Source organism: Priestia sp. TRN 1309 (assembly GCF_050846875.1).
Classification (GTDB): Bacteria; Bacillota; Bacilli; order Bacillales; family Bacillaceae_H; genus Priestia; species Priestia zanthoxyli.
Map to the genome: position 1 here is coordinate 953160 of NZ_JBOZGM010000001.1, position 22870 is coordinate 976029.

Consider the following 22870-nt stretch of genomic DNA (forward strand, 5'->3'; position numbering starts at 1 on the left):
TTTTTAAAATCAGGGAGGTACAACATGAGTAACAACAGCACGCAGCACGTTAAAATTGTAACAGCGGATCCATCAGCGCTAGGCCTATTCGGACTTGCCATGGTGACACTTGTTGCATCGTTTCAAAAGCTTGGGGTAACCGATGGTGTTTCATTGGTATTGCCATGGGCAATTTTTTTAGGCGGAATAGGGCAGCTAATTGCGTCTATGCAAGATTTCAAACATAATAATACCTTCGGCGCAACTGCTTTTGGTGCCTTCGGTTTATTTTGGCTAGGTGTAGCTATGACATGGCTTATTCAGCTTGGCGCATTTGGAGAAGCGCTCGCAAAAGAAGCGGATCCGAAGCAGCTCGCATTTGCTTTTGTCGGCTACTTAATTTTCAGCGTTTTTATGACAGTTGGAGCAATGGGCACTCATAAAGTATTATTTATTATTTTTGTATTAATTGATTTCTTATTTATTGGATTATCGCTAAGTACATTTGGTGTGGCATATGAATACACGCACTTACTAGCAGCAGTGTCAGAGCTATTAATCGCTTTGTTTTCATTCTATGGATCTGCAGCGGCTGTATTAAATACTCACTACGGTCGAGTTGTGCTTCCGGTGGGCAAGCCATTTGGTGCATTTATTAAATAATCAAGACGTTCATTAAACAGCGAAGTAGGGTTGAATTCTGTATGATGCAGAGGTCAATCCTTTTTTGTTTGTGCGTTTTTATATATAGTAGAAAGAGAGAAAGAGAATAGTAGCTTTTAATGAAAGGAAACGTTTCAATGATTATAAGACAAGTGGATGAAAAAGATTTAAACCAATTAATTACGTTAGAAAACAAAGGGTTTACACCTGATGAAGCTGCCTCAAAAGATGCATTTATCACGCGGATCAAAACCATTACTGATACGTTTATCATCGCTGAAGAAAATGACGAAATAATTGGATATGTGAACGGACCCGTCATTTCAGCTCCGTTTATTACGGATGATTTGTTTGAAAAAACGATTTCGAACCCTGAAACAGGTGGTCATCAAAGTATTTTAGGTATCGTTGTAAACCCCAAGCATCATCATAAAGGAATTGCCAGTATGCTGCTAAAAGAGTTTGAAAAACAAGCGCGGAACAAACAGCGCGTAACGGTGACTTTAACATGTAAAGAAGAATTGATTCCGTTTTATGAAAAAAACGGATATGTGAATCAAGGAGTTGCGCAGTCCCAGCATGCAGGCGTGCAGTGGTTTAATATGAGTAAGGAGCTTTAATTTTTACGAAAAATAAAATGATATAAAAAAAGCACAAGTTCTCTTTTAATGAATTTGTGCTTTTTTTACTCTTCATTATGTATAATTATTGTAAATATGTAAAAGTGAGGGTGTTTACATGAATAAGTACGGCGTGCTTTCTTTTATACTAGTAATCATCAGCTTTTCATTTTTTATGGTAAGAAGAGGTCCCGGTGTGAATATGTATGTCGATATTGCAGTGCTGGGGATTCTTTCGCTGGTGGGCATTGTTTTTGCGTCTGTGTCGAAAAAATGGTATTCAATTATTGGCGGAGTTGTTTTAAACTTTTGGATGCTTTCATTAGCAGTGTTTTTGTTCGTTGTAGGCATTATAGAAAAGTAAGAAGTGAGGGGTTTTTAACTAATTTTAATAAATGTATAACAATAAGGGGAAAATGGACAGGACAAAAGTATTTTAGTTGAAGGAAGATCCGAACGATGAATTGAGATTCTTAATGAAGAATCAAATTTGTTCGGGTTTTTTTATTGTGATGGTGAACATGTGCTTAATCTATTTCGTTGCTTCTAGCGGTTGATTGGAGGGCAAGGCGAAGACTCCTGCGGGAAAAGCGGACTAGGTGAGACCCCGCAGGAGCGTAAGCGACGAGGAGGCTCAGCAGCCGCCTGCGGAAAGCAACCGCGGGATTCATCCTCAATCATTTATCCCGTTTGCTCGTCTTTAGATTGAATTAATTTTGTTATATCTCAATCTCTTTTTTAGGTAGGTAAGAGACATTAATTTGTCAAACATATTTGACAGTAACAAGGAAGATAATATAAGATATGGATGTAAAAAGTTTTTTACATTTTAGAGATGAGTGATGAATGGTGGAAAACCGAATTAAAGAACTGCGTAAAGTTAAGCGGATGTCTCAAGATGAACTGGCGAAAGTATGCGGCGTATCTAGACAAACGATTAATGCAATTGAAAACAATAAGTATGATCCAAGCTTAGCGCTGGCTTTCCAGCTGGCCCAAGAACTGGGAGCAACAGTAGATGAGCTGTTTTTATTTCATAAATCATAAGTTAGTAAAAAAAGGTAATGTGAAGCAACGATCTTCCTAGTAGGCGTGTTGACGATTCTGACCTATAAGCGAACAATACATAAGTAGGTAGAAGATTAATACTATTTCTATTGCTTCATATAAAAAATTCACCAAGAGATGGCGGTGAAATGAATGAAAAATCGAGCTGCACGAGTAGCTCTTACAAGTACGGGCATGTTACTGTTGATGATAACGTTAATACTTCCTGTTCCGGGATTAATCTATAGTTTACTTGTAGGAAGCAGCATTGTACTAAAAGGATGCGGAACAGGAGGAATAAAAAGGTGTATCACCTGAATGCAGAGTGATGCGGAAAAGGAGGTTCCTTTTGAAAAAAAGAACGATTATTATAGCTGCACTTTTATTTATCATCGTATTTTATTTTACATATACCGGGAAAGCCTATCAGTTAAAAGACGTCATAAAAGTAGATGAAGCAAACGTTACGCGTATTGAAATAGATACGGACGAAGGAAAACGTGTAGTAGATGATAAAAAAGAGATAAAGCAAATCGTACATTCTTTGGCAAAAATAGAAGTGAAAAAAAGCAAGGAGCTGGACCCAAAGTTTGACCAGGCGTACTGGGTAAAAATCGTCGAAAGCGGAAAAGATGCGTACGGCTTAACGATTTACGATAATGACTACATAAAAGCGTTTAACTTTGAAGATAAAAAACAAGCGACGTATACGATTGTTAAAGATCAAAAAGTAGATGTCAAAAAGCTGTTTTCAACTAAATAAAAAACCTACTAAAAAAGACAGCCTGCGCTGTCTTTTTTTATAAAAATAATAGATTGAAAATTTTGACTATTTTAAGTGGAATTAATCCTTGCCTATATAATTAATAAATGATTGAATTAGGTCAATATCAGGGTTAACTAACAGTGCTGGAAGAAGGCCAAATGTTAATAATACAAGGACGTTTGATCCAATAAAGATGCGAAGTGCTTTTTTGATTTTCATGATATTTCCTCCCTTTTTTATATTTTCGTATAAAAAGAGAAAAAAATCAATAGAAATGTGACGAAATTGTGAACTTTTTGTCTGATAGTCCCTGATAGATTATAAAAATTCCCTCTCTATACTAGATAAAGAGGGGATATAGTAGACCATAAAATATGTAGAAACATTAAAAGTACATGCGCAGATTCCCGATAAATTGGTAGAGAAAATAGCATGAAAAGCCAATTAAGATACATCCAGCTGCAATAGAAACCCATTTGATATAAAGCTGATTCAGCACTTTTCTAGTTCCAGAGACAATTGTCATTAAGCCCAGATCATGAATTAAAATTCCCGTTAATATTCCGGCAGCAATCACTAGGAAATGAAACGAGTGAGAGGCTTGAAGCGAATTTGTCAGCACCGTCCCAAACACGCTCAGCCAAAAAATGAGATTGCTCGGAGAAATCGCAACAAAGATTCCGTTCACATAAGAAGAGGCAAACGACTTTTTTACGTGTTCTCCAGGAGCCGTTATATCATGATCCGCGTGTCTAATGCTGTCATAGCCAATATAAAGTAAAAAAAGTGCCCCTACAAGCCACATAACAAGCTGGATAAAAGGAGCAGACAAAAAAGAAGCCAGTCCAGAGTAAAGAAGCACAATTAGCAACAAATCAACCGTCATGCCTCCAAGTCCCACAACCCAGCCGTGAAGAAAACCATTTTTTAAACCTTGCTTCGTCATTTCAATCGTTACCGTACCAACGGGAAGGGCAATCGAAAGACCGAGCAGCACATTTGTTAAAAATAACGTCACCAAAAACAAAACCTCTTTCAATCTCGTATCTACTATCGTTTTCCGTTTAAGTGGTCTTTCATTATATAAAAATATGTAATAAAATTCAATATTATGAATAAAAAAACATACAGTGAAGATAAGAGGAGGAAAAAAGTAAATGAAGTTAATTTGTGAATCGTTAAAAAAAGAAGACTACACGCAAGAACTTCCTGAAGTGAATTTTACACATTCTTTGATTCAACAAAAGGTACGTGAACTCAAAAGCGGTTCGCCTTATTCTCCAATAGCGTACATAAAAAAAGCGTATGAGTTTGTGAGAGATGAAGTTTCTCATTCATGGGATATTCAAAGCAGAATCATCACGAAAACGGCTTCAGAGGCTTTAAAAGAAAAGGAAGGAATTTGTTACAGCAAATCTAATCTACTAGCCGCTTTGCTGCGTGCAGAAGGGATTCCGACAGGCTTTTGTTATCAAAGATTAATCCTTGGGGATACGATAGACACAGGCTACTGTATTCATGCGTTAAATGCTGTCTACATCAAAAGTGAAGAGAAATGGATTCGATTAGACGCGAGAGGAAATAAAGAAGGAGTGCAAGCCGACTTTTCGCTAAAAAAAGAAAAACTGGCTTTTCCAGTAAATCCTACACAGGGTGAAGTAGACTATGCGACTATTTATACAAAACCTCGCAAAGAAACAATGGACGTGTTGTCTCAGCACGAAGACTGCTTGGATATGTATTTGCACTACTTGCCTACCGAGCTATAAAAAGCGGCTGGGATAAACGTATTTTAGTTGAAGGAAGATCCGAACGATGAATGGAGAACCTTAATAGAGAATGAAATTCGTTCGGATTTTTTATTGATAGTTTCATGTATGTGGCTGCTTCTAGCTGGTGATTGGAGGGCAAGACGAAGACTCCTGCGGGGAAAGCGGAACAGGTGAGACCCCACAGGAGCGTAAGCTACGAGGAGGCTCACCGGCCGCCCGCGGAAAGCGAAGTCTTGCACGGAAATCAACAGCGGTGTAACAAGCGGTTCAGCTCATCTCTCCATTTTATTCGTCTTTAACTGAAAAATTAGTATGCCATCTCTTCACCATTTTAAACGCTTTCCTGCATAGTGGTTGACGGTCTTTTAAACGCAGCAACAAACCACACAATATTCGTAATCAGTAAGCCTAAGCAAGAAATCACTACACCTATGATGGAAGCTAAGTTTCCTGAGAAATCTTCCAGTCCAAATAAAAACAGAGCCGGCATTAGTAATAGAGTACTAGCAGCGATTAAAAGTCCAATGCTGCAAAAAGCAGCCATCACAAATTTTAAGAAATGCATTCCTAGCAGATAAAATGCTAAAGGCAACAGATATAAAAATAGAATCATGCCAAGAGATAACCACATCCCAACTGAGCCGAACGTATTAACGTTGGGGCCTGAATCTGCTAAAGGAGAAAGCGAAGCAAGAACTATGATAGAGCAGAAAAATAGGGCGGAAAGCAAAGTGGTGATCGCCACACTATTTTTTGCTGTAGAATTACGCACTGTTTGTTAACCTCCTTTCCAAATTAAAAGTATATGGATTAATTTTACAATATAAAAGTCTGGAAATCACCAATTTTTTACAAAAATGTTCGATAAGCTGAATAATAATGAAGAGAAGATGGGTTGAGATAATACACGTGAACATATTTTTTGTGTGGGCCTGGATAGTGTGTTTCGTGCCAGTATTGCGTCAGTATTGTTTGAATAGGGTGCGAATGAGGGGCCTCTCCGTAATGTCCGTAGTAGATACCGCTGCCTGAATAAGGAGAATACATAAAATCACCTGCCTGCTTAAATGAATGTGTTACACGGTATGTTTTTATACGGATTAACGTTCTTCTAAAGTGTAAAAAGGGCACAAAAAGTTCGTTTGCTGTATAAATGCCTCACTCCAGTAAAAAAGACCTCTAAAAGCACGAGGTCATAAGCTAAGCATCTGTATGTTCTTTACTTGGATTCCTTTGAAAATCCAAAAAACGAGTTCCTTGAAACGTCAGTATTCCTTCATCACCTTCTGCAAGCTTGCCGTATTCGCTGCCTGAAACAGTAAATTCAGAGCGGTCGGTGCTTTCAAATTGAAAGGTTACGTAGTAAGTTGTAGACGTATGAGAGTGGTGATGTTCGTGAGCATGGCTGTTATGGTGCTGGACGTTTGTCCGTTTGCCCGTAATTTTTGCTTTTACAGATAGACGGGGAGACTGCTCATTTTTTCTCCACGTGCTGATTCCTTTAAAAATAGAAAATAAGAAAATACCAATAACAATAACAAAAAATAGCATAACAAACGTAGGCATTCCGTTAAATAACGCATCGTCTGGAAAAAAAGCGCCTCCGCTTAGGTCAGCATCACCTTCAAAAACAATGTCATCTCCGGACGGGTCATCTTCAAATATCATTTCATCTTCAAACATTCGTATTCCCCCTTACTATAAATACGGTTCCTGAATGGAAAAAGTTTCATCTTTATAGTAGTCTTATGATAGGATAGCTAGTTACTATTCATACATATGAGTGAACAAGGAAAAGGAGAGATCAACATGGGGAAATACAAAGTTGTTATGTCTGGAAAGACGTGGCCAAACGCTTACGAAAAGCTAGCGGAACACTGCGATATTCAAATGTGGGAAGGAGAAGGGAAGATTCCACAAGAAACGCTGCGCGACTGGCTTCGTGATGCTGACGGCTTTTTTAATATCGGCCACATTACAGTAGATGAAGAACTGTTAGAAGCAGCACCGAATCTGCGCGTTATTTCTCAATCGGGTGTCGGGTATGACAGTGTAGATGTCGAAGCGTGTACCAAAAAAGGGGTGCCGTTTAGCAATACGCCAGGAGTGCTAGTAGAAGCAACGGCAGACTTAACGTTTGGTCTCTTATTGTCAGCAGCTCGCCGCATTCATGAAGGCTATGAAAAAGTGAAACAAGGAAACTGGGAAACGGTATTTGGCGTTGATTTATTTGGAAAAACGCTTGGTATTGTTGGAATGGGCGATATCGGAAGCGCCGTTGCCAGACGAGCAAAGGCATCGGGGATGAACATCGTTTACCACAACCGAAGCCGCAAGCATGAAGCCGAAAAAGAGCTTGATGCCGTATACCTCTCATTTGAAGAGCTGCTTCACACAGCTGACTGTATCGTATGCTTAGTGCCGCTTTCAAATGAAAGCAAAGGCATGTTTGGAGAAGCGGAATTTAAAGCTATGAAAAACAGTGCGTATTTTGTGAACGCAGCGCGCGGGGGATTAGTGGATACGGAAGCACTGTACGAAGCGCTGAAACATGAAGAAATTGCGTATGCCGCACTGGACGTAACAGATCCAGAGCCGCTTCCGGCAGATCACAAGCTGCTGCAGCTTTCAAATGTGCTAGTAACGCCGCATATTGGAAGCGCTACGTACGAAACGCGCAATCGCATGGCAGATCTAGCCGTACAGAACCTGCTTTTAGGTCTTGAGAAAAAGCCTTTAGTGACGTGCGTGAATGAAGAAGTGAACTACAAGTAAGAAGAGATTTTTTGTTAAAAGCATTACAGCTTATTTTTTCAATTATTACGGTTGGACTGGCTCTTTATATGATGCTCACTCACAATGACCAGTTCCTTTCGCTTTTAAATATACTCCTAGGCTTAACGATGCTAGTTTTAGGAGCAATTGAGTGGCAAAAAAGAAAGAAAACCAGCGCGTGGCTGCTGTTTTTCGTTGCGCTATTCAGCTGGTTTGCCGGTCTTTATCGCATGACGATTTAAAAACGCTTGGCATTTGCCAAGCGTTTTTTTAATGTGCTTTTAGCTGCGTTTCTAACACGTTTTCAATAACGGAAGCTACTCCGTTTTCATCGTTTGTTAATGTAACGTCATCAGCTAGTGCTTTAATTTCTGCGTGCGCATTTGCCATAGCGATTCCTTTTCCAGCTCTTTGCAGCATCGATACGTCGTTAAAGCTGTCTCCAATGGCAATGGTATCGTGAAGAGAAGCGCCAAGCTCTTTTACAACGTAGTTTAATGCGTTTCCTTTTGACGCATCTTTGTGTTCGAGTTCAAAGTTATGATCAGCGGAAGAGACAAGGGTCATGTCGTGCTGCTTGCTAAAGTGATCCCAGCCTTTTTTTCGTTTTTCATCATCAAATGAAAAAGCTAATACGTTATAAAGCTCAGCGCTTGTATTTAAAATATCTTCATACGATGCAACAAAGGCAAATCCCGTTTGGCTGTACTGCTTAGCCGCCGCGTGATGAAGTCTTTGTTCGTCCACGTTTTTGTTGGCGCTTTTTACCCGGTCAATTTCAATGGCGAGCAGCTCACGGCCTGAGTTTGGTGTATAAATCGCATGTTCAGCAAACACTTCATAATAAAATTCGTTTGCATCCAGCCACTGAAGCGCTTCTTTTACGTGCTGGTCATCAATTGGAACAGAATGTCTGAGCTGTCCGTCCGGGTCATGAATAGTCGCTCCGTTTGCGGCAATCACCCAAAGGTTGGAAAGCTCAGCTTTTTTTAAAATTTCCTGCACGTCGAAATAAGCGCGCCCTGTAGCAACCACGACTTCAACTCCGTGTTTTTGCGCTTTTTTAATTGCTTCTGCATTAATTGTGCTAATTTCACTGCTGCTATTTAAAAGAGTTCCATCTAAGTCTGTAAAAATCATCTTCATAAACTATCTCTCCCTTTGACTATTATTACTTGTTTTTGCATGTTTTATCTTGTTTATCCTACAATAAACGAAAAAACACTGATAATCAAGCGTTTTTACATTGTTTTTACAAAAGAAACAAGTATAATAAAGTAAAAAGCAGAAAGAAAACAGGTGAACAAGCAATGTTAAAACAAGAAAGACGCAAACAAATTATGAATTTGCTTGAAAAAGAAGGGCGCATTGTAGCTACGACGCTTAGCCAAACGCTGAACGTTTCAGAAGATACAATCCGCAGAGACCTTCGGGAAATGGACGCGCTCGGTTTGCTGCAGCGCGTACACGGAGGAGCACTTCCGCGTTCCACGTCTGCGGTTGATTACAAAGAGCGTAAACGTGAATTGATGGATGTTAAGCATTCACTTGCCGTTGCGGCGCTTCCGTTAATTAAAGACGGGCAGGTGCTCTTGATGGACGGAAGTACAACAAATATTCAGCTCGTCAAAGCTTTTCCAAAGAATTTAAACGTTACGGTTATTACAAACAGTCCGTTAATTACCGTTGCACTAGCGGAACATGACTTTGTAGAAGTTGTTTCTCTTGGAGGAACGTTTCGAAAAGAATCGATGGTCACGGTAGGACAAAGCGTGGTTGATACGCTTAAGCAAATTCGAGCGGATCTTTGTTTTTTAGGCGTATACGCAATCGATCCTAAAATCGGTATGAGCATTCCTTTGCTTGAAGAAATGCACATCAAAAGTCAAATGATAAAAAGCGCGAGTGAAGTAGCGGCTATTGTAACAGCTAAAAAACTCAATACGTCTTCAACGTACACGTTCAGCTCAGCCAACTCACTAGATTGGCTCATTACAGAAGAACATGTGAACGAAACCGTGTTAAATGCTTATCGCGAAATCGGCATTGAAGTGATCACAAATAAATAGTAGTTTTGGTAAGGAAGTATATGGTAATGTAGAGTAAAAAGGAGCTTGAGCGATGAGCGAACAAATAGATGTTACGCAGGAATTAGCGAAGCTTCAGCAAAGAGTCGAACACCTAGAGAAAAGAGTGAAAGAAGCAGAGTCTAAGCAAGGCCCTTTATGGTTTCTATGGGAAGCTATACGATCGATTTTAATTGGACTATTTATTGTAGGACCTGTGGTCGCCATTATTTTTGGCGTGTTAGCGGCACTATCCGGAAAATAAAAGACCCGTTTCTTTATCGAAACGGGTCTTTTATTATTATTTTTCTGAATCAGAGCGAAACTTTGTGCTGACAAAAATGATAATGGCTAATAGAATCACAATTGGCAGCCAAATAATTTCAAATTTATAAGCAGGCTCTGCAAGTGCGGCGATAACAGCGCCAAAGCAGTAAAGCACAAGAGACAGCGCGCGAAGAATCGCATCGGTGTTAAACGTTTTGCGGTAGCGAGAGCTGCGAAAACGTGCCGTTACGTCTTCAAAGAAGTTAGCAAGCGTCCCTGTTAATACAGTTGTAGAAATTCCGGCTACGCCAAGCTTTCGAGCAGCCGTTGTTTGAAGACCCATTGCTGAGCTTAATAAGAAAATAAATAAGTAAGTTAAGTGTAAAGAAGGAGAAAACGAAGATAAAAGTGCAAAAACAAGTAAAATCAATCCTTCTATTCCAAGGGCAATCGTTACGGCTTTAGGCCAAAACGTTTTTTCTTTGTTTCCAACTAGGATTGCAGCTCCTACAACTCCTACAATAAAACCTCCTAAAGCTGTGAGGGAATGAAAAACAGTTGTTTCAAGCGAGTTTCCGATTGCTAACCCAAGCAGCACGATGTTTCCCGTCATATTTGCAGTAAAGATATGGCCAAGGCTTAAGTAGCCAATCACATCGACGATACCTGCTGTTACGCAAAGAACGAGCAAAATAATGTTTCGATAAGTAGAATTCGTCACGGTAAGTCATCCTTTCTTTTTATACCAACTAAACAGTTTACCGTGAAGAAAAAAATCTGTCCAGAGAGTTGTCCTACAAATTTTCAAGTGTGTCCCACCCAAAAGCCACTTCAGATAGAGATGTACCATCAATGATAACGTCGGCGCGATCGATTCTTTTTCCGCCAAGCGCTTCATAAAATTGACAGGCTCCGTTTTGTTCAAAAGCCCATGTGAGCATCGCATGTATATCACGGTCTACAAGCTCTTGCGCTATTTTATGCATAAGCGCTTTGCCAATTCCTTTTCGCTGATGCTCTGTGAGTAAATACATGGCATACAGTTCTCCGGTATAGGAAGGATGCTTGTTGGTTCTTTCTTTACCATAAGAAGCAAAGCCTACGATTTGACCGTTTTCTTCTGCAACGAAAACAGAATTTGATTCCAGCTGCTTTTTCCAGATGGCTTTTCGTTTTTCAGCGTTCAACGAATGTAAAAAAGAACCCGGAACAAGTCCTTTATAAGTCGATTTCCAGCTTTCTACATGTACGTGGGCAATGCCCGCTTCATCACCAATTCTCCCTTGACGTATCATCTGCTCACCTCGTTTTTTTCTATATTTTAACATAAATTTAAAGGTGGTATCCCCGCTTTTCCGTTTTCTTTGTATATATATAGTAGCTATTTTACATAACAAAGGAGATGACGTAATGAGTAAATTATTATTAAAAGATCAGCCGTTACTTGTACTGCGGGCTCTTGCAGTCAAAGTAGGGGTGAACGGAGCGCTGTTTCTTCAGCAGCTTCACTACTGGCTTGAAAAAAGCGTAAACGTCCAGGACGGATATACGTGGGTATACAATACCAATCAGCAGTGGCTGCAGCAGTTTCCGTTTTGGTCGCTTTCAACGATTCAACGCATCATTTCAAAGCTTGAAAAAGAAGGGTTAATTATAAAAGGAAAATACAACCGCTCTAAATTTAACAACACGGTTTGGTACCGAATTGATTATGAGCAATTAGAAAAGCTTATGCCAAGCGATGAATTTGAAGAGCTCGAAGATGTCAATTTGACAGAAAGGGCTAGTCAAATTGAAGCAGCGGAGCCGGTCACAGTGAAGGCATCATTAACAGAGACTACAGCAGAAAATACAACTCAAATAAAAAAAGAAGAAGACGCGCATGACACTTACGCTAAAACGTTAGAAGGCGCTTTTATCGCTAGAAGAAACCGAGGGATGTATCCTTCAGCCAGTGATTTAAAGCATATGTACGAAGTCGCAAAAAGCGAAATACCACTAGAAACGGCACTATCAGGACTGCATGAAGCATTCGATCACTACGTGCCTAAATACAGCGGTGATACGATTCGAGCGTTTGCCTATATCAAACAGCATCTTTTTCATAAGCATTATGTAACATCACAGCGTACGCTAGCGAGTCAACAGACTGAAAAGCCGATTTCCTACGTCAATAAAAAGCGTGTAGTTCGCAGAGAATTGACGCCGGATTGGCTAAGAGAAAATGAAGAGGCAGCGCCTTTAGCTTCAGCTTTTAAAGACGATGCTCACTTTGAAGAAGAAAAGAAAAAGCTGGCAGAAAGTCTTCGCGAGCTGGAGCAAGAATTAAAAAATAATTGAAAATACCACTGGACTTTTATAAGATAAAAGATAGTAAACCTTTTGAAGACGAAAGGTTTACTTGGTAAAAGAAAAGCGGCTTTTAAAGAAGGTGCGCCATAAACGTGATAAAATTTTTGTTTTTGCTGTTCATGCCTACAATCTTTGTTTTTTTCGGTTTGTGGCTTATCCAAAATGTGTTGGTAACATTTGTTTGCTTTTACGGCTGGATGTTTATGATTTTATATGCGAATAATAAAATTAACTTTAAGGTAGCGCTTACAAAAAAATCTCTGTATGTGGGAACTCTGAGCGGAGTTCTATGTGCCGGTGTGATAATTGGAAGCAGCCTGCTTTTTTCTGGTAAAATCTTTCATGTGGAAGATATGCAAGCGGTTTTGCAAATATGGGGATTTAGCGGGTGGAAAGTTGCCGTTTTAGCCGTCGTTTTGATTTTTATTAATCCTGTTTTAGAAGAAATGTATTGGCGGGTGTATATACAAAATAAAGTGAAAAAGCATGTTTCTGTACTTGCTTCAAGCTCTATCACATCAAGCTTTTATACGCTTTATCACGTATTCATTATCCTTCCTGTTTTTGTATTTCCGTTTAATGTGATCTCGGTAATAGGCGTCTTTTCAGCAGGTATGATGTGGGCGTATATAAGAGAGCGATATGGTATCAAAGGGGCCATCATCAGTCATGCGCTAGCGGATGCGGCGATTATGATTGTATACGGATTATATGTAAGATAGTGGTATTATATCAAAAAACCATGAATCGTTATTCATTTATAACTTGTTTTCATGGTATAATAACAATAATAGTAAAATTTTATCAACACATTTGAATTGAAATAATGTATACTTGTAATACAAAGATTGAAGCGTTTACATAAATCGGAATACACATAGTTAATCTGGGTCCGATGAACACTAAAAAAAGAGAGAGAGATAATTACTTGGAGGAGGAATAGAAGTATGTTTGTACCTATTGAGCGTAAAAAAGTATCTAGTCAAGTGCTTGATCAATTAAAGAAGATGATTAAAGAGAAAACGTTCCCGCCAGAGTCTCGTTTACCGTCGGAACATGAACTGTCAAAAATGTTTGGAGTGAGCCGCGCACCGATTCGTGAAGCGCTAAGCGTTCTTTCTGCCAGTGGATTGATTGAATCAAGACAAGGCGGAGGAAGCTACGTAAAGCGTGTAAACTTAGTGGGCATGCTTGATCCAATGACGTTTGAAATGGTTGAAGCAGATCAGGTTCTTGAACTAATTGAAATGCGTATTATCATTGAGTCGCAGGCAGCAAGCCTAGCCGCGCTGCGCCGCACAGATGAAGAACTGATTGAAATTAAAGAATCGTTAGAAGCATTTAAAAAGACGGTTCATAACAGTGAAGAAATTGGACATGAAGCAGACTATCGTTTTCACCATGATATCGTGAAAGCAGCTCATAATTCATTCCTTCTTCATGCTGTAGAAGATTTAGGGCATTTATATCGAAAAGCGCTTGCTTATTCGTTAAATAAAAGCCAAAAAGAAAATCGCAAGCAAACGGATGCTGACCATGAACGCATTTTTGAAGCGATTAAAAATGGAGAGCCAGAAGAAGCAGCAGAAGCGGTTCGTGATCACTTAGAGCACGTTCGCCAAAAAGTAATGGTATCTCAATAATAAAAAAACGACAGCCCGAGTGGCTGTCGTTTTTTATTAATCAGACCATTCATGTGAGGAAATAGCACACGATGAAAACGGAAATTTATGCTTAAGCCGGTGCAAATGTGCCGGCTTTTTTGTGTGTGAAAGGAGAAAATATCTAATTATACTCTTTAATCATCAGAAAATACAGTATTGTTAATAATTTTACGACGTGGTATTTTATTAACAAATGTTACTTTTATTTACATACTTATGTTAGTAAATCTAACATTTATAGAAAGAGGAGGGATAAGATGCTTTCATCAAGCGTCGGATATTTGATTTTACTGATTTTTGGAGGAGGATTTACGGCCGTTACAATTATGATGCAGCGCCGTCAAGGAAAGGAAATGACGGCTGAGCAGTTTAGTACAGCCGGAAGAAATGTAGGCGTTGGGCTGGCGAGTGCGTCCATTATTGCCGCGTGGACATGGGCCGCTACGTTAATGATGTCTTCTTCCACAGGGTATCAGTACGGCATTAGCGGACCGTATTGGTACGCAGCGGGAGCAAGCATTCAAATTTTGCTGTTTGCCATTGTAGCGATTAACCTGAAGAAAAAAGCACCGAACGCTCATACGTTTTTAGAATTTATTGCACAGCGTTTCGACGTGAAAAATCATCGTTTAATGCTTGGCTTTGCTCTTATGACAAATATTATTGTGACCGCCATGGTTATTTTAGGAGGAGCCATTGCTTTAAACTCTCTTACTGGGATGAATATTTTTGTTGCCGCTTTTTTAATTCCTCTTACGTTTACCATCTACACCATGATTGGCGGTTTAAAAGCCTCATTTGTTGCTGATTATTTTAACACTGTTTTTATTTTCATTATTTTATTTATTTTTGCTGCTGCCGTCTATTATAAGTTCGGCGTAACAAGCGTGTACGAAGGGCTGAAAAATCTGCCTTCGTCACAGCATATGCTTACGATGGCATCGGTGCCGGGCCTTTTGTTTGGGATGATTAATATTATCGGGAACTTCGGTACGGTCTTTGTGGATCAAGCTTACTGGCAGCGTGCCATCGCAAGTAAAAACAGCGCTGCTTCAAAAGCGTATATTTACGGCGGAATTGCCTGGTTTTCGATTCCCTTTGCCGTTGCCACTTTCCTTGGCGTAAGTGCCGCTGGTCTTGGAATTGCGGTTGATTCACCAGATTCCATTGCACCCGTTATGGCGTCACACGTGCTTGGAAATCTAGGTTCTATTTTGTTTTTAACGATGCTGTTTATGGCAGTAATGTCGACAGGAGCGGCTGAATTAACGGCAATCACGAATATTATCGTAACGGACATTTACCTGCGTTCTATCAACCCGAAAGCAAGCAGTAAAAAAATCTTAAGCACGTCGCGAAAAGTGACGCTTGGCTTTGGGCTGGCGATGGGCGTGTTTTCCATTTTACTGTTTTACTTAGGAATTAGCCTTGGGTTTGTGTATATGGCCATGGGTATTTTCGTCAGCGGAGCCGTTATTCCCGTCACGCTTGGACTGATGTGGAAAAAAGCGACGAACACAGGTGCATTTTACGGCGCGCTGTTAGGAATGATCGGAGGCGTTATCGCATGGAACACATCTGCTTACGTGATTAATGGTCACATTAATGTGGAAGCCCTTGGCGGACTGTATCCAATGCTTATTGGAAATTCTACCGTTTTTATCATCAGTGGGGTCATATCAATTGGACACGGCTTGCTTGCTAAAAAAGAATTTGACTTTGATGAACTAAAAGACAAATTCAAAAGCTTTGATGAACATGGAGATGAACCATTAAGGGAGGAAGTGGCGTATGGATCCACAACAACAGTTAAATAAAGACGCAAAGCTATGTACGCGCTGGGCGCTGGGACTTACATTCTTATTTGTCCTCTTGTTTCCAGGCGTGATGTTTTTAACGGGCTATCAATATACGCTTTCCTTTTTTAAAGGTTGGACGTATCTGGCGTTTGGCTGGCTGATTATCGCAGGGATTTGTATTATTGTCGGGCCTGTGGTGGAGTTCGTGAGGGAGAAGAAGGATAGCGCTTTAAAATAATAGATTTCATCAAAGAACAGCTTTTCTTTTGCAGAAAAGCTGTTCTTTCATTAATTACTTATATTGGTCTAGAATTCCTCTCCAACTTACACACCCACCGGTAATACTGCACCACCATCCAAAACAACAGTGGATTTAGCAGAAGCGAATACCACCACGTCCACCATCCGTAGTGAAAATAACCCCAAGGAGCAGGGAGAAGAGCCACTACTTCATAAAGTAAAACAGCAACCGACCAAAATAAAATATAGGCGGCTTTTTTTGTGAGTTTCCCGGCAAGGGGATAGTAGGTAAGAAAAAGCATGTTTACAGGCGGAATGAGAACAGTATAGGCAAAAATACCTTGCCAGTCCGTCTCTTGTGTAAAATACCAGTAGCCGTGAAATTTGAAATTAATGAAGACGTCAAAGATATGCTGAGCAGCAATGGTGAACATCCAAATGTGTACAATTTGATTTGCTGTGAAGCGCTTGTTTGTTTTAAAAGCAAGAACGTTAAATACTAAAATAGAAAGAATTAATCCAATCATATTGGTTCTCCTTTTGGCTTCTTGACTATATTGTATAATTTTAGGAGATTAAATCCAATAGAGAAATGGACATACTACGAATTTTCTGCGGTCTTTTTCACAGTGACGGACTGTACTTTTTTTCGATTTCTTAAAAATGCGATCACTAGTAAAAAAGCAGGAATGACAATTTGAAACGGAAGGTGTAAAGTGAACGGAATGATGTTTAACCCTTCATATATATGTTCGAAATAGTTTTGAGCAAGAGACAATGAATAAAACAAAATGACCAAGCCGATTGGAAATACAAGCGGTGACGGGTTTTTAAGCTCAAACACGTGAGAAAGACCTAGCACGGTGGCGTAGAAAAACAGACCGATTTTAAAGAAGCCGCCAGTAATTAAAGCCACCATGAAAAATACATCAAGCCGCTCTAAAAACCCTGCAAATTGAATGCTTTGAACGGTGCTTAAAAGTGGAAAAGCAGACCTCGACGTTAAGGTAACGCCCAGCACACCTATATTCACAATCATTGTGATCATAAGATTAATACCGTTTAACGTGATTGCGCTGAATACAATCAGAGCGGTCTTTTTCACATTTTTTGTATACGGGAAAATCATGGAAAATACAATCACTTCACCAAAAGGAAAATAAAGCGTTTGGCTGTAGGCAACTTTCAGTACCGGCACAATGCCGTTTTCAAGCATGGGCTTTAAGTTTGAAAAATCAAGAAGGCCAGAAACAAAGATAAGAATAAAGCCAGCGACGGCGAGTATATAAATGAAGAAAAACAGCAGTTCTGCCGAACGTGCCATTACTTCAATTCCTTTATGAATCGTATAGATAATTCCGAGCATCAGTAAAGCGTTCACCATAAAAAGCGGCGTATCGGGATAGACGAAAGTGAGAAGCATCGCACCGAAATCGCGCAGCACCCGCGCGGCTCCATTCGCAAAATATAATACATAAAGAAAAGCAAGTATGCGTCCCGGCACTTTTCCAATAATTTTTTCGATATACTCCGTCAGCGCTAAATGCGGATAATAGCGGTGCAAGCGATAATACATAAAAATGAGTGCGTAGCTGCTGATCATACCAACTAAAATAGCAATCCAAGCATCTTGCTTAGCGTCCATAGCTAAGCCGACTAAAAAGGCACTGCCAATCTCAAAGAGCGTAATTAACACAAACAGCTGCCATCCGCTGATTCGAGCTTTTTCCACTATCCATCCGCCTCCTTTTCTACAGCTAGTATGCGCTTTTTAACGTGGAGCATATGCATCATGTAAGTAAAGAGTTGGAAAGAAAATAGGGATATTTTGTTAAAAAATAAGTACGCTAGCCGAAGATATAAGAGAAAAGTGCGTAAAAGGAGAGAGAGCGTTGGATTTATTTGCAGTCCGCTTATTTACATAGTGGGAAGACGCTATCGAAAAAATCCTTCGGTTTCCAAAAAAATATCATACTAACGAAAAAAGCCTTTTCTCTGCAAAAGGCTTTTTTCTATAGCGAACATTTGTGCTATGATAGAGAAGCAAGGAGGATACAGCATGAAAGAAAATCATCAGTTTACCATACATACAGATAAAGAAAAGCTTGATATAGATGTCATCTACTCGTACCTTCATCATGAATCATACTGGGCAAAAGGAATTCCGCTTCATCTTGTTCAAACATCTATTGAACATTCCGTTTGTTTTGGCGTCTATGATGAGTGCGATAAACAAGTAGGGTTTGGACGGATTATTTCAGATTTTGCGACGTTTGCTTACTTGGCGGATGTGTTTATTCTTCCGCACGCGCGAGGCAACGGCCTTGGAAAAGCATTGGTACAAGAAATGATTCGCTATCAGCCGATTCAACACGTACGAAAAATTTTACTAGCGACAAAAGATGCTCACGGTTTGTACAGTCAGTACGGATTCAAAGAAGTCAAAAACAAACAGCTGTTTATGCAAATTTTTAAAAAAGGCATGTACGAGCGGGCGCTTTATTCAAAAGAAAATAAAATACTGCCTGGAAAAGAGGGATAGGTATGGCTGAAGAGTTACGTAAAAGCGTATTTAATGAAGAATTGATTACCCACTTAGGCGACGCTTTTTCACGTGAAATGAGTTCATTTGATAAAAAAGCGTTTCATGAGCTGGTTTTTCAACAGGACTGGGAAAACTTAGCGCTGAAAGAGCGCATGAGAAGAATTACGCTTTCCATGCATGAAGTGCTGCCGGATGATTATGAAGAAGCGCTTCATATTTTATATAAAGCGGCTCCAACGGTAGGAGGGCTTCAAGGCACGATTTTTCCAGATTACGTGGAACTTTACGGATTGAACGCTTGGGAAGCTTCCATAAAAGCACTTGCGTTTTTTACACCGTTTTCCACCTCAGAATTTGCGGTGCGTCCATTTTTGATTCAAGATCAAAAACGAATGCTCCAGCAAATGATTGAGTGGGCAGGAGATGAAAACCATCATATTCGCAGATTAGCAAGCGAAGGGAGCCGACCTAGACTTCCGTGGGGACAATCAGTACCTGCGTTAAAGCAGGATCCAAAACAAACGCTGCCGATTTTAGAGCAGTTAAAACGCGATGAATCGCTCTATGTCCGCAAAAGCGTAGCCAATCATTTAAACGATATTTCGTACATAGAAAAAGATTGGATGCTTGATGTGATGAAAAGCTGGTACGGAAAAGACGCTAAAACCGACTGGATTGTTAAACACGCGTGCCGTTCACTGCTGAAAAAAGGCGATTCTGAAGCTCTGTCTCTTTTTGGCTATGGAGATGACCCAGGCGTAACTGTCACAGGTCTTGGCTTACATCCACATACGATTACAATCGGTGATAGCATTGACTTTTCATTTGAGCTATCCGTGGAAAAAACCATGCCGCTTCGCATAGAGTATGGAATTCATTACGTAAAAGCAAAAGGAAACCGCACTCAAAAAGTGTTTATGCTAAAAAATGTTCAAGCAAAAGCAGGCCAAACGCTTACCGTCACAAAAAAGCATGCATTTAAAGATTTAAGTACAAGAAAACATTACAGCGGTACGCATACGCTTTCTGTTATTGTAAACGGAGTGGTAAAAGCAGAAGCGGACTTTGTGATCGAGTAGCTCTTTCCTTATGGAGAGAGTTTTTTTATGTTTCTATAGAGTTGATAAGGAAACTTAAATCAATAGGTTGCTGCCTCTTTACTTATTTACAAAATCGACCGAGAAACATCCATTTAAATTCCTTTTATGGTATATTAATCCTCGAGGAGTGGTAAAGTGAAGAAATTTATGGTGGGCACATTGAGTGCTTTTTTGGCAATGTCATTGGTAGCGTGCTCAAACTCTGCTAGCAAAGAAGAGAGCGGCTATAGCATTCAAAAAGTGAAAGTCAAGATAACAGATGATGCCAATTTAATTGGAAAAGTTGGTATACAAGATAGCAAAGGAAAAATGGTCGATGTAAAACCAAAAGCGCTGTATTACGAGTTTAAAATGAAGCAGCAAGGCAAGCATAAATTCTATCAAAATGATAAAGACGAAATAGAAGCTAAAATTATCCCGAATGAAGATTTAAAGAAGGCATCTATCAATACAGTGGGTGTTAATGTATTTGATGAAGGGCATGAGCAGTTCGGTACAGGTATGGGAATTGAAGAGTTTAACTATATGAAAAAAGGGAAGGTCGATGTGCACTACGATCTGGGTGCGACTGTTAAAAACAAAGAAATGCCTCTCGCTCCTTCCGATCAGAAATTAAAAAACCTCCAAAAAGTTGCGAGGCATGGAAAGCTCGTCATTACAAGAAATAACAAAGAAATTGGTCGATATGATTTAGAGACGTTAGAATCTGTAAAGAAATGATCGATAGCTGCATGGAGTATGGCAGCTAAATTACGGACAGTGGGGGCTCAATGAAGGGCTAAAGTTTATAGCAGTTCATACATAAAAGAGAGGCTGGACCAAATGTATTTTAGCCGAAGGGAAAAATGAACCATTGATCAACATGTTTGATTAGGGGTTCGTTGTTTTGTTAGGGTGAATGAACGTATATTTCATGTGTTTCATTCTTTCTAGCAGTTGATTGGAGGGTAAGGCGAAGACTCCTGCGGGAAAAGCGGGACAGGTGAGACCCCGCAGGAACGCAAGCGACGAGGAGGCTCATCGGCCGCCCGCGGAAAGCGAAGCCTTGCACGGAAATCAACTGCGGTTGAACAAGAAGTCCGAATTGTTAATCCAGATTATTTGTCTTCAGATTGAATTGATTCTGCTATGTCTCAATCCTTTTTTATATAAATGCACTCATTTGATACATTAAAAATAGTCAAAAAGGTTCAGCTCCCTTATCTTGAAGTTATTTCCTTAAACGGTATAATTATTTATGTAACATTTTAAATATTTTAAAAATTTAAAATGTCTAATCAAGGGGATGGGGAGGAGTAAATGAATGAAAAAAACTGTAAAACGAACGGCCGTGCCGACGATTTTGTCAATTGGATTATTGCTGTCGCCGCTTGCGGTACAAGCTGAGATGCCTTACTACGGAAAAGACTACAGTCAGCCGGAAAAAATTAAAGCGCTTTATCCAGAAATAAAGGTGGATGAAGCAACGCCGGCATTTCTGAAAGGGCAAGACGCATTTACGACTCAAGAAGAAATGATGAGGTATGTTCAAACGCTTGCTCGTAAAAGTCCGTACGTAAAGCTAAAGATTATCGGTAAATCACAGCAAGGGCGAGACATTCCAGCTCTATATTTTTCGAAGGAAAAGAAGTTTGCTGATGGAAAGACATCTAAAAAGCCAACGATTTGGCTTCAAAGTCAAATTCATGGTAATGAACCGGCAAGCGGTGAATCCGTACTCGCCGTTGCAACGCGTTTGACACAAGACTTTGGAAAAGATGTGTTAAATAAAGTCAACATTGTCATTGTGCCACGCATTAATCCTGACGGATCTTATGCATTTAAACGTCAGCTAGCAAATAATTTAGACGGAAACCGCGACTACATAAAGCTTGAAAGCCCGGAAGTACAGAGCGTACGAGCTGAATTTAACCGTTTTTCACCAGAAGTCGTCATCGACGCTCATGAATATACGCCTTACAGCAGCGGATTTAAAAATATCGGTAAAGAAGGCGTGTGGAAGTATCACGACATTTTACTGCAGTCCGGTCGAAACTTAAATATTCCGCAGAACATTCGCGACGTGTCGGATGAGCTGTTTGTGAACAGTACGCTTACAGCCATTGAAAAGCAGGGCTATTCAGGAGAAGTATACTATACGTCTCAAGTGAATAAACAAGGGCAGCTGGAAGTAGAAGAAGGCTCAGTTGAACCGCGAATCGGCCGAAACTCACTAGGCTTGTATCCATCGTTTTCATTTTTAGTCGAAAGCAGAGGAATCGGCATTGGTCGAGAAGATTTTCCGCGGCGAGTGAGTGCGCAAATTGCTACACAAGAAAAGCTGATTACACAAACAGCCAATCACGCCAAACAAATTAAAGCGCTGATTGCCAAAGAAAAAGCGGCGCTTGTCAAAAAAGGCAAAAATGCAAATGATCATGATCCAATTGTGGTGAACAGCGAAAATAAAAAAATACCAAACTCGACGTTAGAAATGGTTGATGTGGAAAGCGCGTCTGTTAAAGAGATTCCTGTGACGTACTACAGTGCAAAGAAAGCAACGCCGACGCTTGTACGCGAACGTCCGACTGCTTACCTTTTAAAACCGGGACATGAAGAGTTAGCAGAAAAACTGCAGGGACAAGGCGTAAAAGGCTTCAAGTTAACGAAAGAAACGGCTCTTTCAGTAGAAGCATATAATGTCAGCAGCCGCATTGAAAATGAAGTCTACGAAAATAAACCAAATGTGGACGTGCAAACAATCGTCAAGTCAAAAACGGTGACGTTCCCAAAAGGAAGCTACGTCTTTTTAACGTCTCAGCCGCAAAACAATTTATTGTCTCTATCGCTTGAGCCAGAATCTGTGGACAGCTTCACAACGTTTGGTTATTTGCCTTCAGAAGTAGGACAAGAACTTGATGTTTACCGGTTTACGCGTTCCATTGAAAAATCGCCTTTGCAAAAAGAATCCCGTAAATAATGAAAAAGCGTGGAGCTTGGCTTCACGCTTTTTCATTATGATCACGTGACTGCTGTCGTTTTTTTCTTCTTCTAGAAAAGAAATAAATAAAAAAGCCGGCTAATACAAGAAGTGTAATAAGAAGAATACTAGTAGGAAAGTAAAGAGAGCCTATCTGAATGCCTAAGTAGTTTAACATTATCATAACTTCCTTTCTTGATAAAAAATGGTTTATTTTACTAAATACCCTTATGAGCTAATAGAAAACGTTTCAGCT

The 22870-nt window shown here is 39.9% G+C and carries 33 protein-coding genes; 22 read left to right on the forward strand and 11 right to left on the reverse strand.

From position 1 onward, the window contains the following. The first annotated feature begins 24 nt into the window (after window positions 1-24). The 7 genes from ACRPLQ_RS05030 (at window position 25) to ACRPLQ_RS05060 (ending at window position 3072) form a co-directional block, all read left to right on the forward strand. Complete coding sequence (locus tag ACRPLQ_RS05030; protein WP_013058231.1) at window positions 25-642, forward strand: acetate uptake transporter; 618 nt, start codon at window positions 25-27, stop codon at window positions 640-642. Window positions 643-761: 119 nt separating this feature from the next. Next, entirely contained in the window at window positions 762-1262 is a 501-nt protein-coding gene (locus ACRPLQ_RS05035; RefSeq protein WP_165636348.1) for a GNAT family N-acetyltransferase, read from the forward strand. Window positions 1263-1380: 118 nt separating this feature from the next. Next, window positions 1381-1626: a hypothetical protein gene (locus ACRPLQ_RS05040; RefSeq protein WP_028414718.1), complete on the forward strand. Its 246-nt coding sequence runs from the start codon at window positions 1381-1383 to the stop codon at window positions 1624-1626. 189 nt (window positions 1627-1815) lie between these two features. Next, entirely contained in the window at window positions 1816-1971 is a 156-nt protein-coding gene (locus ACRPLQ_RS05045) for a hypothetical protein (protein ID WP_165636349.1), read from the forward strand. Between the two features lie 137 nt (window positions 1972-2108). After that, on the forward strand, window positions 2109-2309 hold the full coding sequence (locus ACRPLQ_RS05050) for a helix-turn-helix transcriptional regulator (RefSeq protein WP_063247495.1): 201 nt from the start codon (window positions 2109-2111) through the stop codon (window positions 2307-2309). Window positions 2310-2462: 153 nt separating this feature from the next. Beyond that, window positions 2463-2627 (forward strand): hypothetical protein, encoded by a 165-nt coding sequence (locus ACRPLQ_RS05055; RefSeq protein ID WP_165573570.1) that lies wholly within the window; start codon window positions 2463-2465, stop codon window positions 2625-2627. A gap of 31 nt (window positions 2628-2658) precedes the next feature. Next, entirely contained in the window at window positions 2659-3072 is a 414-nt protein-coding gene (locus ACRPLQ_RS05060; protein WP_034264365.1) for a DUF5301 domain-containing protein, read from the forward strand. Window positions 3073-3153: 81 nt separating this feature from the next. Here ACRPLQ_RS05060 and ACRPLQ_RS05065 read toward each other — a convergent pair whose 3' ends face one another. Both ACRPLQ_RS05065 and ACRPLQ_RS05070 read right to left on the reverse strand, forming a co-directional pair. After that, window positions 3154-3294 carry a hypothetical protein gene (locus tag ACRPLQ_RS05065; protein ID WP_013058226.1) on the reverse strand — a complete coding sequence of 47 codons (141 nt, stop codon included), beginning with the start codon at window positions 3292-3294 and terminating at the stop codon, window positions 3154-3156. A gap of 166 nt (window positions 3295-3460) precedes the next feature. Then, the gene (locus tag ACRPLQ_RS05070) at window positions 3461-4093 is read right to left on the reverse strand and encodes a LysE family translocator (RefSeq protein WP_321202032.1); all 633 of its coding nucleotides are present in this window, start codon (window positions 4091-4093) and stop codon (window positions 3461-3463) included. 139 nt (window positions 4094-4232) lie between these two features. Between ACRPLQ_RS05070 and ACRPLQ_RS05075 the strand changes: the two genes are divergently transcribed. Then, on the forward strand, window positions 4233-4844 hold the full coding sequence (locus ACRPLQ_RS05075) for a transglutaminase-like domain-containing protein (RefSeq protein ID WP_165636351.1): 612 nt from the start codon (window positions 4233-4235) through the stop codon (window positions 4842-4844). Between the two features lie 127 nt (window positions 4845-4971). Beyond that, on the forward strand, window positions 4972-5106 hold the full coding sequence (locus ACRPLQ_RS05080; RefSeq protein WP_255293408.1) for a hypothetical protein: 135 nt from the start codon (window positions 4972-4974) through the stop codon (window positions 5104-5106). A gap of 72 nt (window positions 5107-5178) precedes the next feature. On the opposite strand, the gene ACRPLQ_RS05085 is transcribed toward ACRPLQ_RS05080, so the two are convergent. The 3 genes from ACRPLQ_RS05085 to ACRPLQ_RS05095 all read right to left on the reverse strand — a co-directional run bounded on the left by ACRPLQ_RS05085 (window position 5179) and on the right by ACRPLQ_RS05095 (window position 6530). Next, window positions 5179-5619 carry a DUF5391 family protein gene (locus tag ACRPLQ_RS05085; RefSeq protein ID WP_165636352.1) on the reverse strand — a complete coding sequence of 147 codons (441 nt, stop codon included), beginning with the start codon at window positions 5617-5619 and terminating at the stop codon, window positions 5179-5181. Between the two features lie 77 nt (window positions 5620-5696). Beyond that, window positions 5697-5894: a hypothetical protein gene (locus tag ACRPLQ_RS05090; protein ID WP_165636353.1), complete on the reverse strand. Its 198-nt coding sequence runs from the start codon at window positions 5892-5894 to the stop codon at window positions 5697-5699. A 153-nt stretch (window positions 5895-6047) separates the two neighbouring features. Further along, on the reverse strand, window positions 6048-6530 hold the full coding sequence (locus ACRPLQ_RS05095) for a DUF2500 domain-containing protein (RefSeq protein WP_432231835.1): 483 nt from the start codon (window positions 6528-6530) through the stop codon (window positions 6048-6050). Between the two features lie 126 nt (window positions 6531-6656). Here ACRPLQ_RS05095 and ACRPLQ_RS05100 point away from each other — a divergent pair, with 126 nt between their 5' ends. Both ACRPLQ_RS05100 and ACRPLQ_RS05105 read left to right on the forward strand, forming a co-directional pair. Further along, entirely contained in the window at window positions 6657-7622 is a 966-nt protein-coding gene (locus ACRPLQ_RS05100) for a 2-hydroxyacid dehydrogenase (protein ID WP_028414711.1), read from the forward strand. 11 nt (window positions 7623-7633) lie between these two features. After that, entirely contained in the window at window positions 7634-7864 is a 231-nt protein-coding gene (locus tag ACRPLQ_RS05105; protein WP_028414710.1) for a DUF3953 domain-containing protein, read from the forward strand. A 28-nt stretch (window positions 7865-7892) separates the two neighbouring features. On the opposite strand, the gene ACRPLQ_RS05110 is transcribed toward ACRPLQ_RS05105, so the two are convergent. Next, the gene (locus ACRPLQ_RS05110; protein ID WP_165636356.1) at window positions 7893-8768 is read right to left on the reverse strand and encodes a Cof-type HAD-IIB family hydrolase; all 876 of its coding nucleotides are present in this window, start codon (window positions 8766-8768) and stop codon (window positions 7893-7895) included. Between the two features lie 164 nt (window positions 8769-8932). Between ACRPLQ_RS05110 and ACRPLQ_RS05115 the strand changes: the two genes are divergently transcribed. Both ACRPLQ_RS05115 and ACRPLQ_RS05120 read left to right on the forward strand, forming a co-directional pair. After that, entirely contained in the window at window positions 8933-9691 is a 759-nt protein-coding gene (locus tag ACRPLQ_RS05115; protein ID WP_014458988.1) for a DeoR/GlpR family DNA-binding transcription regulator, read from the forward strand. A 52-nt stretch (window positions 9692-9743) separates the two neighbouring features. Continuing rightward, window positions 9744-9953, forward strand: coding sequence for a hypothetical protein (locus tag ACRPLQ_RS05120; RefSeq protein WP_176343665.1), 210 nt, complete (start codon window positions 9744-9746; stop codon window positions 9951-9953). A gap of 36 nt (window positions 9954-9989) precedes the next feature. On the opposite strand, the gene ACRPLQ_RS05125 is transcribed toward ACRPLQ_RS05120, so the two are convergent. Beyond that, window positions 9990-10676 carry a YoaK family protein gene (locus tag ACRPLQ_RS05125; RefSeq protein WP_176343666.1) on the reverse strand — a complete coding sequence of 229 codons (687 nt, stop codon included), beginning with the start codon at window positions 10674-10676 and terminating at the stop codon, window positions 9990-9992. A gap of 73 nt (window positions 10677-10749) precedes the next feature. Beyond that, window positions 10750-11250 (reverse strand): GNAT family N-acetyltransferase, encoded by a 501-nt coding sequence (locus ACRPLQ_RS05130; RefSeq protein WP_367076963.1) that lies wholly within the window; start codon window positions 11248-11250, stop codon window positions 10750-10752. Between the two features lie 115 nt (window positions 11251-11365). On the opposite strand from ACRPLQ_RS05130, the gene ACRPLQ_RS05135 reads away from it, so the two are divergent. From ACRPLQ_RS05135 to ACRPLQ_RS05155, 5 genes are all read left to right on the forward strand, one after another. Beyond that, window positions 11366-12295: a hypothetical protein gene (locus ACRPLQ_RS05135; protein ID WP_367076964.1), complete on the forward strand. Its 930-nt coding sequence runs from the start codon at window positions 11366-11368 to the stop codon at window positions 12293-12295. Window positions 12296-12399: 104 nt separating this feature from the next. After that, a complete protein-coding gene (locus ACRPLQ_RS05140) occupies window positions 12400-13029 on the forward strand; it encodes a CPBP family intramembrane glutamic endopeptidase (protein WP_367076966.1) in 630 nt (209 codons plus the stop codon). 225 nt (window positions 13030-13254) lie between these two features. Further along, entirely contained in the window at window positions 13255-13950 is a 696-nt protein-coding gene (locus ACRPLQ_RS05145; protein ID WP_013058211.1) for a FadR/GntR family transcriptional regulator, read from the forward strand. Window positions 13951-14228: 278 nt separating this feature from the next. Beyond that, complete coding sequence (locus ACRPLQ_RS05150) at window positions 14229-15788, forward strand: sodium:solute symporter family protein (RefSeq protein WP_154991918.1); 1560 nt, start codon at window positions 14229-14231, stop codon at window positions 15786-15788. Further along, on the forward strand, window positions 15763-16008 hold the full coding sequence (locus ACRPLQ_RS05155; protein ID WP_050690391.1) for a hypothetical protein: 246 nt from the start codon (window positions 15763-15765) through the stop codon (window positions 16006-16008). The genes ACRPLQ_RS05150 and ACRPLQ_RS05155 overlap by 26 nt, the downstream gene beginning before the upstream one ends. Before the next feature lie 58 nt (window positions 16009-16066). On the opposite strand, the gene ACRPLQ_RS05160 is transcribed toward ACRPLQ_RS05155, so the two are convergent. Together ACRPLQ_RS05160 and ACRPLQ_RS05165 are read right to left on the reverse strand one after the other, a co-directional pair. Further along, a complete protein-coding gene (locus tag ACRPLQ_RS05160; RefSeq protein ID WP_165636364.1) occupies window positions 16067-16537 on the reverse strand; it encodes a hypothetical protein in 471 nt (156 codons plus the stop codon). A 74-nt stretch (window positions 16538-16611) separates the two neighbouring features. Beyond that, the gene (locus ACRPLQ_RS05165) at window positions 16612-17742 is read right to left on the reverse strand and encodes a GerAB/ArcD/ProY family transporter (protein ID WP_367076967.1); all 1131 of its coding nucleotides are present in this window, start codon (window positions 17740-17742) and stop codon (window positions 16612-16614) included. A 327-nt stretch (window positions 17743-18069) separates the two neighbouring features. On the opposite strand from ACRPLQ_RS05165, the gene ACRPLQ_RS05170 reads away from it, so the two are divergent. The 4 genes from ACRPLQ_RS05170 to ACRPLQ_RS05185 all read left to right on the forward strand — a co-directional run bounded on the left by ACRPLQ_RS05170 (window position 18070) and on the right by ACRPLQ_RS05185 (window position 22614). After that, the gene (locus ACRPLQ_RS05170) at window positions 18070-18552 is read left to right on the forward strand and encodes a GNAT family N-acetyltransferase (RefSeq protein ID WP_098113644.1); all 483 of its coding nucleotides are present in this window, start codon (window positions 18070-18072) and stop codon (window positions 18550-18552) included. A 2-nt stretch (window positions 18553-18554) separates the two neighbouring features. Beyond that, on the forward strand, window positions 18555-19634 hold the full coding sequence (locus ACRPLQ_RS05175; RefSeq protein ID WP_224980381.1) for a DNA alkylation repair protein: 1080 nt from the start codon (window positions 18555-18557) through the stop codon (window positions 19632-19634). A gap of 156 nt (window positions 19635-19790) precedes the next feature. After that, entirely contained in the window at window positions 19791-20375 is a 585-nt protein-coding gene (locus ACRPLQ_RS05180; protein ID WP_165636367.1) for a hypothetical protein, read from the forward strand. 583 nt (window positions 20376-20958) lie between these two features. Then, window positions 20959-22614 (forward strand): M14 family metallopeptidase, encoded by a 1656-nt coding sequence (locus ACRPLQ_RS05185; protein WP_325077069.1) that lies wholly within the window; start codon window positions 20959-20961, stop codon window positions 22612-22614. A 22-nt stretch (window positions 22615-22636) separates the two neighbouring features. Here the strand turns inward: ACRPLQ_RS05185 and ACRPLQ_RS05190 are convergent, their stop codons facing one another. After that, window positions 22637-22792 carry a hypothetical protein gene (locus ACRPLQ_RS05190; protein WP_168761077.1) on the reverse strand — a complete coding sequence of 52 codons (156 nt, stop codon included), beginning with the start codon at window positions 22790-22792 and terminating at the stop codon, window positions 22637-22639. Window positions 22793-22870: the final 78 nt, after the last annotated feature.

Coding starts and splice junctions, on each gene's coding strand:
- ACRPLQ_RS05110 (WP_165636356.1), bottom strand. CDS start 8,768: ATGAAGATGATTTTTACAGACTTAGATGGAACTCTTTTAAATAGCAGC.
- ACRPLQ_RS05030 (WP_013058231.1), top strand. CDS start 25: ATGAGTAACAACAGCACGCAGCACGTTAAAATTGTAACAGCGGATCCA.
- ACRPLQ_RS05145 (WP_013058211.1), top strand. CDS start 13,255: ATGTTTGTACCTATTGAGCGTAAAAAAGTATCTAGTCAAGTGCTTGAT.
- ACRPLQ_RS05055 (WP_165573570.1), top strand. CDS start 2,463: ATGAAAAATCGAGCTGCACGAGTAGCTCTTACAAGTACGGGCATGTTA.
- ACRPLQ_RS05095 (WP_432231835.1), bottom strand. CDS start 6,530: ATGTTTGAAGATGAAATGATATTTGAAGATGACCCGTCCGGAGATGAC.
- ACRPLQ_RS05075 (WP_165636351.1), top strand. CDS start 4,233: ATGAAGTTAATTTGTGAATCGTTAAAAAAAGAAGACTACACGCAAGAA.
- ACRPLQ_RS05130 (WP_367076963.1), bottom strand. CDS start 11,250: ATGATACGTCAAGGGAGAATTGGTGATGAAGCGGGCATTGCCCACGTA.
- ACRPLQ_RS05035 (WP_165636348.1), top strand. CDS start 762: ATGAAAGGAAACGTTTCAATGATTATAAGACAAGTGGATGAAAAAGAT.
- ACRPLQ_RS05100 (WP_028414711.1), top strand. CDS start 6,657: ATGGGGAAATACAAAGTTGTTATGTCTGGAAAGACGTGGCCAAACGCT.
- ACRPLQ_RS05065 (WP_013058226.1), bottom strand. CDS start 3,294: ATGAAAATCAAAAAAGCACTTCGCATCTTTATTGGATCAAACGTCCTT.
- ACRPLQ_RS05150 (WP_154991918.1), top strand. CDS start 14,229: ATGCTTTCATCAAGCGTCGGATATTTGATTTTACTGATTTTTGGAGGA.
- ACRPLQ_RS05090 (WP_165636353.1), bottom strand. CDS start 5,894: ATGTATTCTCCTTATTCAGGCAGCGGTATCTACTACGGACATTACGGA.
- ACRPLQ_RS05175 (WP_224980381.1), top strand. CDS start 18,555: ATGGCTGAAGAGTTACGTAAAAGCGTATTTAATGAAGAATTGATTACC.
- ACRPLQ_RS05115 (WP_014458988.1), top strand. CDS start 8,933: ATGTTAAAACAAGAAAGACGCAAACAAATTATGAATTTGCTTGAAAAA.
- ACRPLQ_RS05135 (WP_367076964.1), top strand. CDS start 11,366: ATGAGTAAATTATTATTAAAAGATCAGCCGTTACTTGTACTGCGGGCT.
- ACRPLQ_RS05050 (WP_063247495.1), top strand. CDS start 2,109: ATGGTGGAAAACCGAATTAAAGAACTGCGTAAAGTTAAGCGGATGTCT.
- ACRPLQ_RS05120 (WP_176343665.1), top strand. CDS start 9,744: ATGAGCGAACAAATAGATGTTACGCAGGAATTAGCGAAGCTTCAGCAA.
- ACRPLQ_RS05040 (WP_028414718.1), top strand. CDS start 1,381: ATGAATAAGTACGGCGTGCTTTCTTTTATACTAGTAATCATCAGCTTT.
- ACRPLQ_RS05160 (WP_165636364.1), bottom strand. CDS start 16,537: ATGATTGGATTAATTCTTTCTATTTTAGTATTTAACGTTCTTGCTTTT.
- ACRPLQ_RS05155 (WP_050690391.1), top strand. CDS start 15,763: ATGGATCCACAACAACAGTTAAATAAAGACGCAAAGCTATGTACGCGC.
- ACRPLQ_RS05185 (WP_325077069.1), top strand. CDS start 20,959: ATGAAAAAAACTGTAAAACGAACGGCCGTGCCGACGATTTTGTCAATT.
- ACRPLQ_RS05170 (WP_098113644.1), top strand. CDS start 18,070: ATGAAAGAAAATCATCAGTTTACCATACATACAGATAAAGAAAAGCTT.
- ACRPLQ_RS05190 (WP_168761077.1), bottom strand. CDS start 22,792: ATGTTAAACTACTTAGGCATTCAGATAGGCTCTCTTTACTTTCCTACT.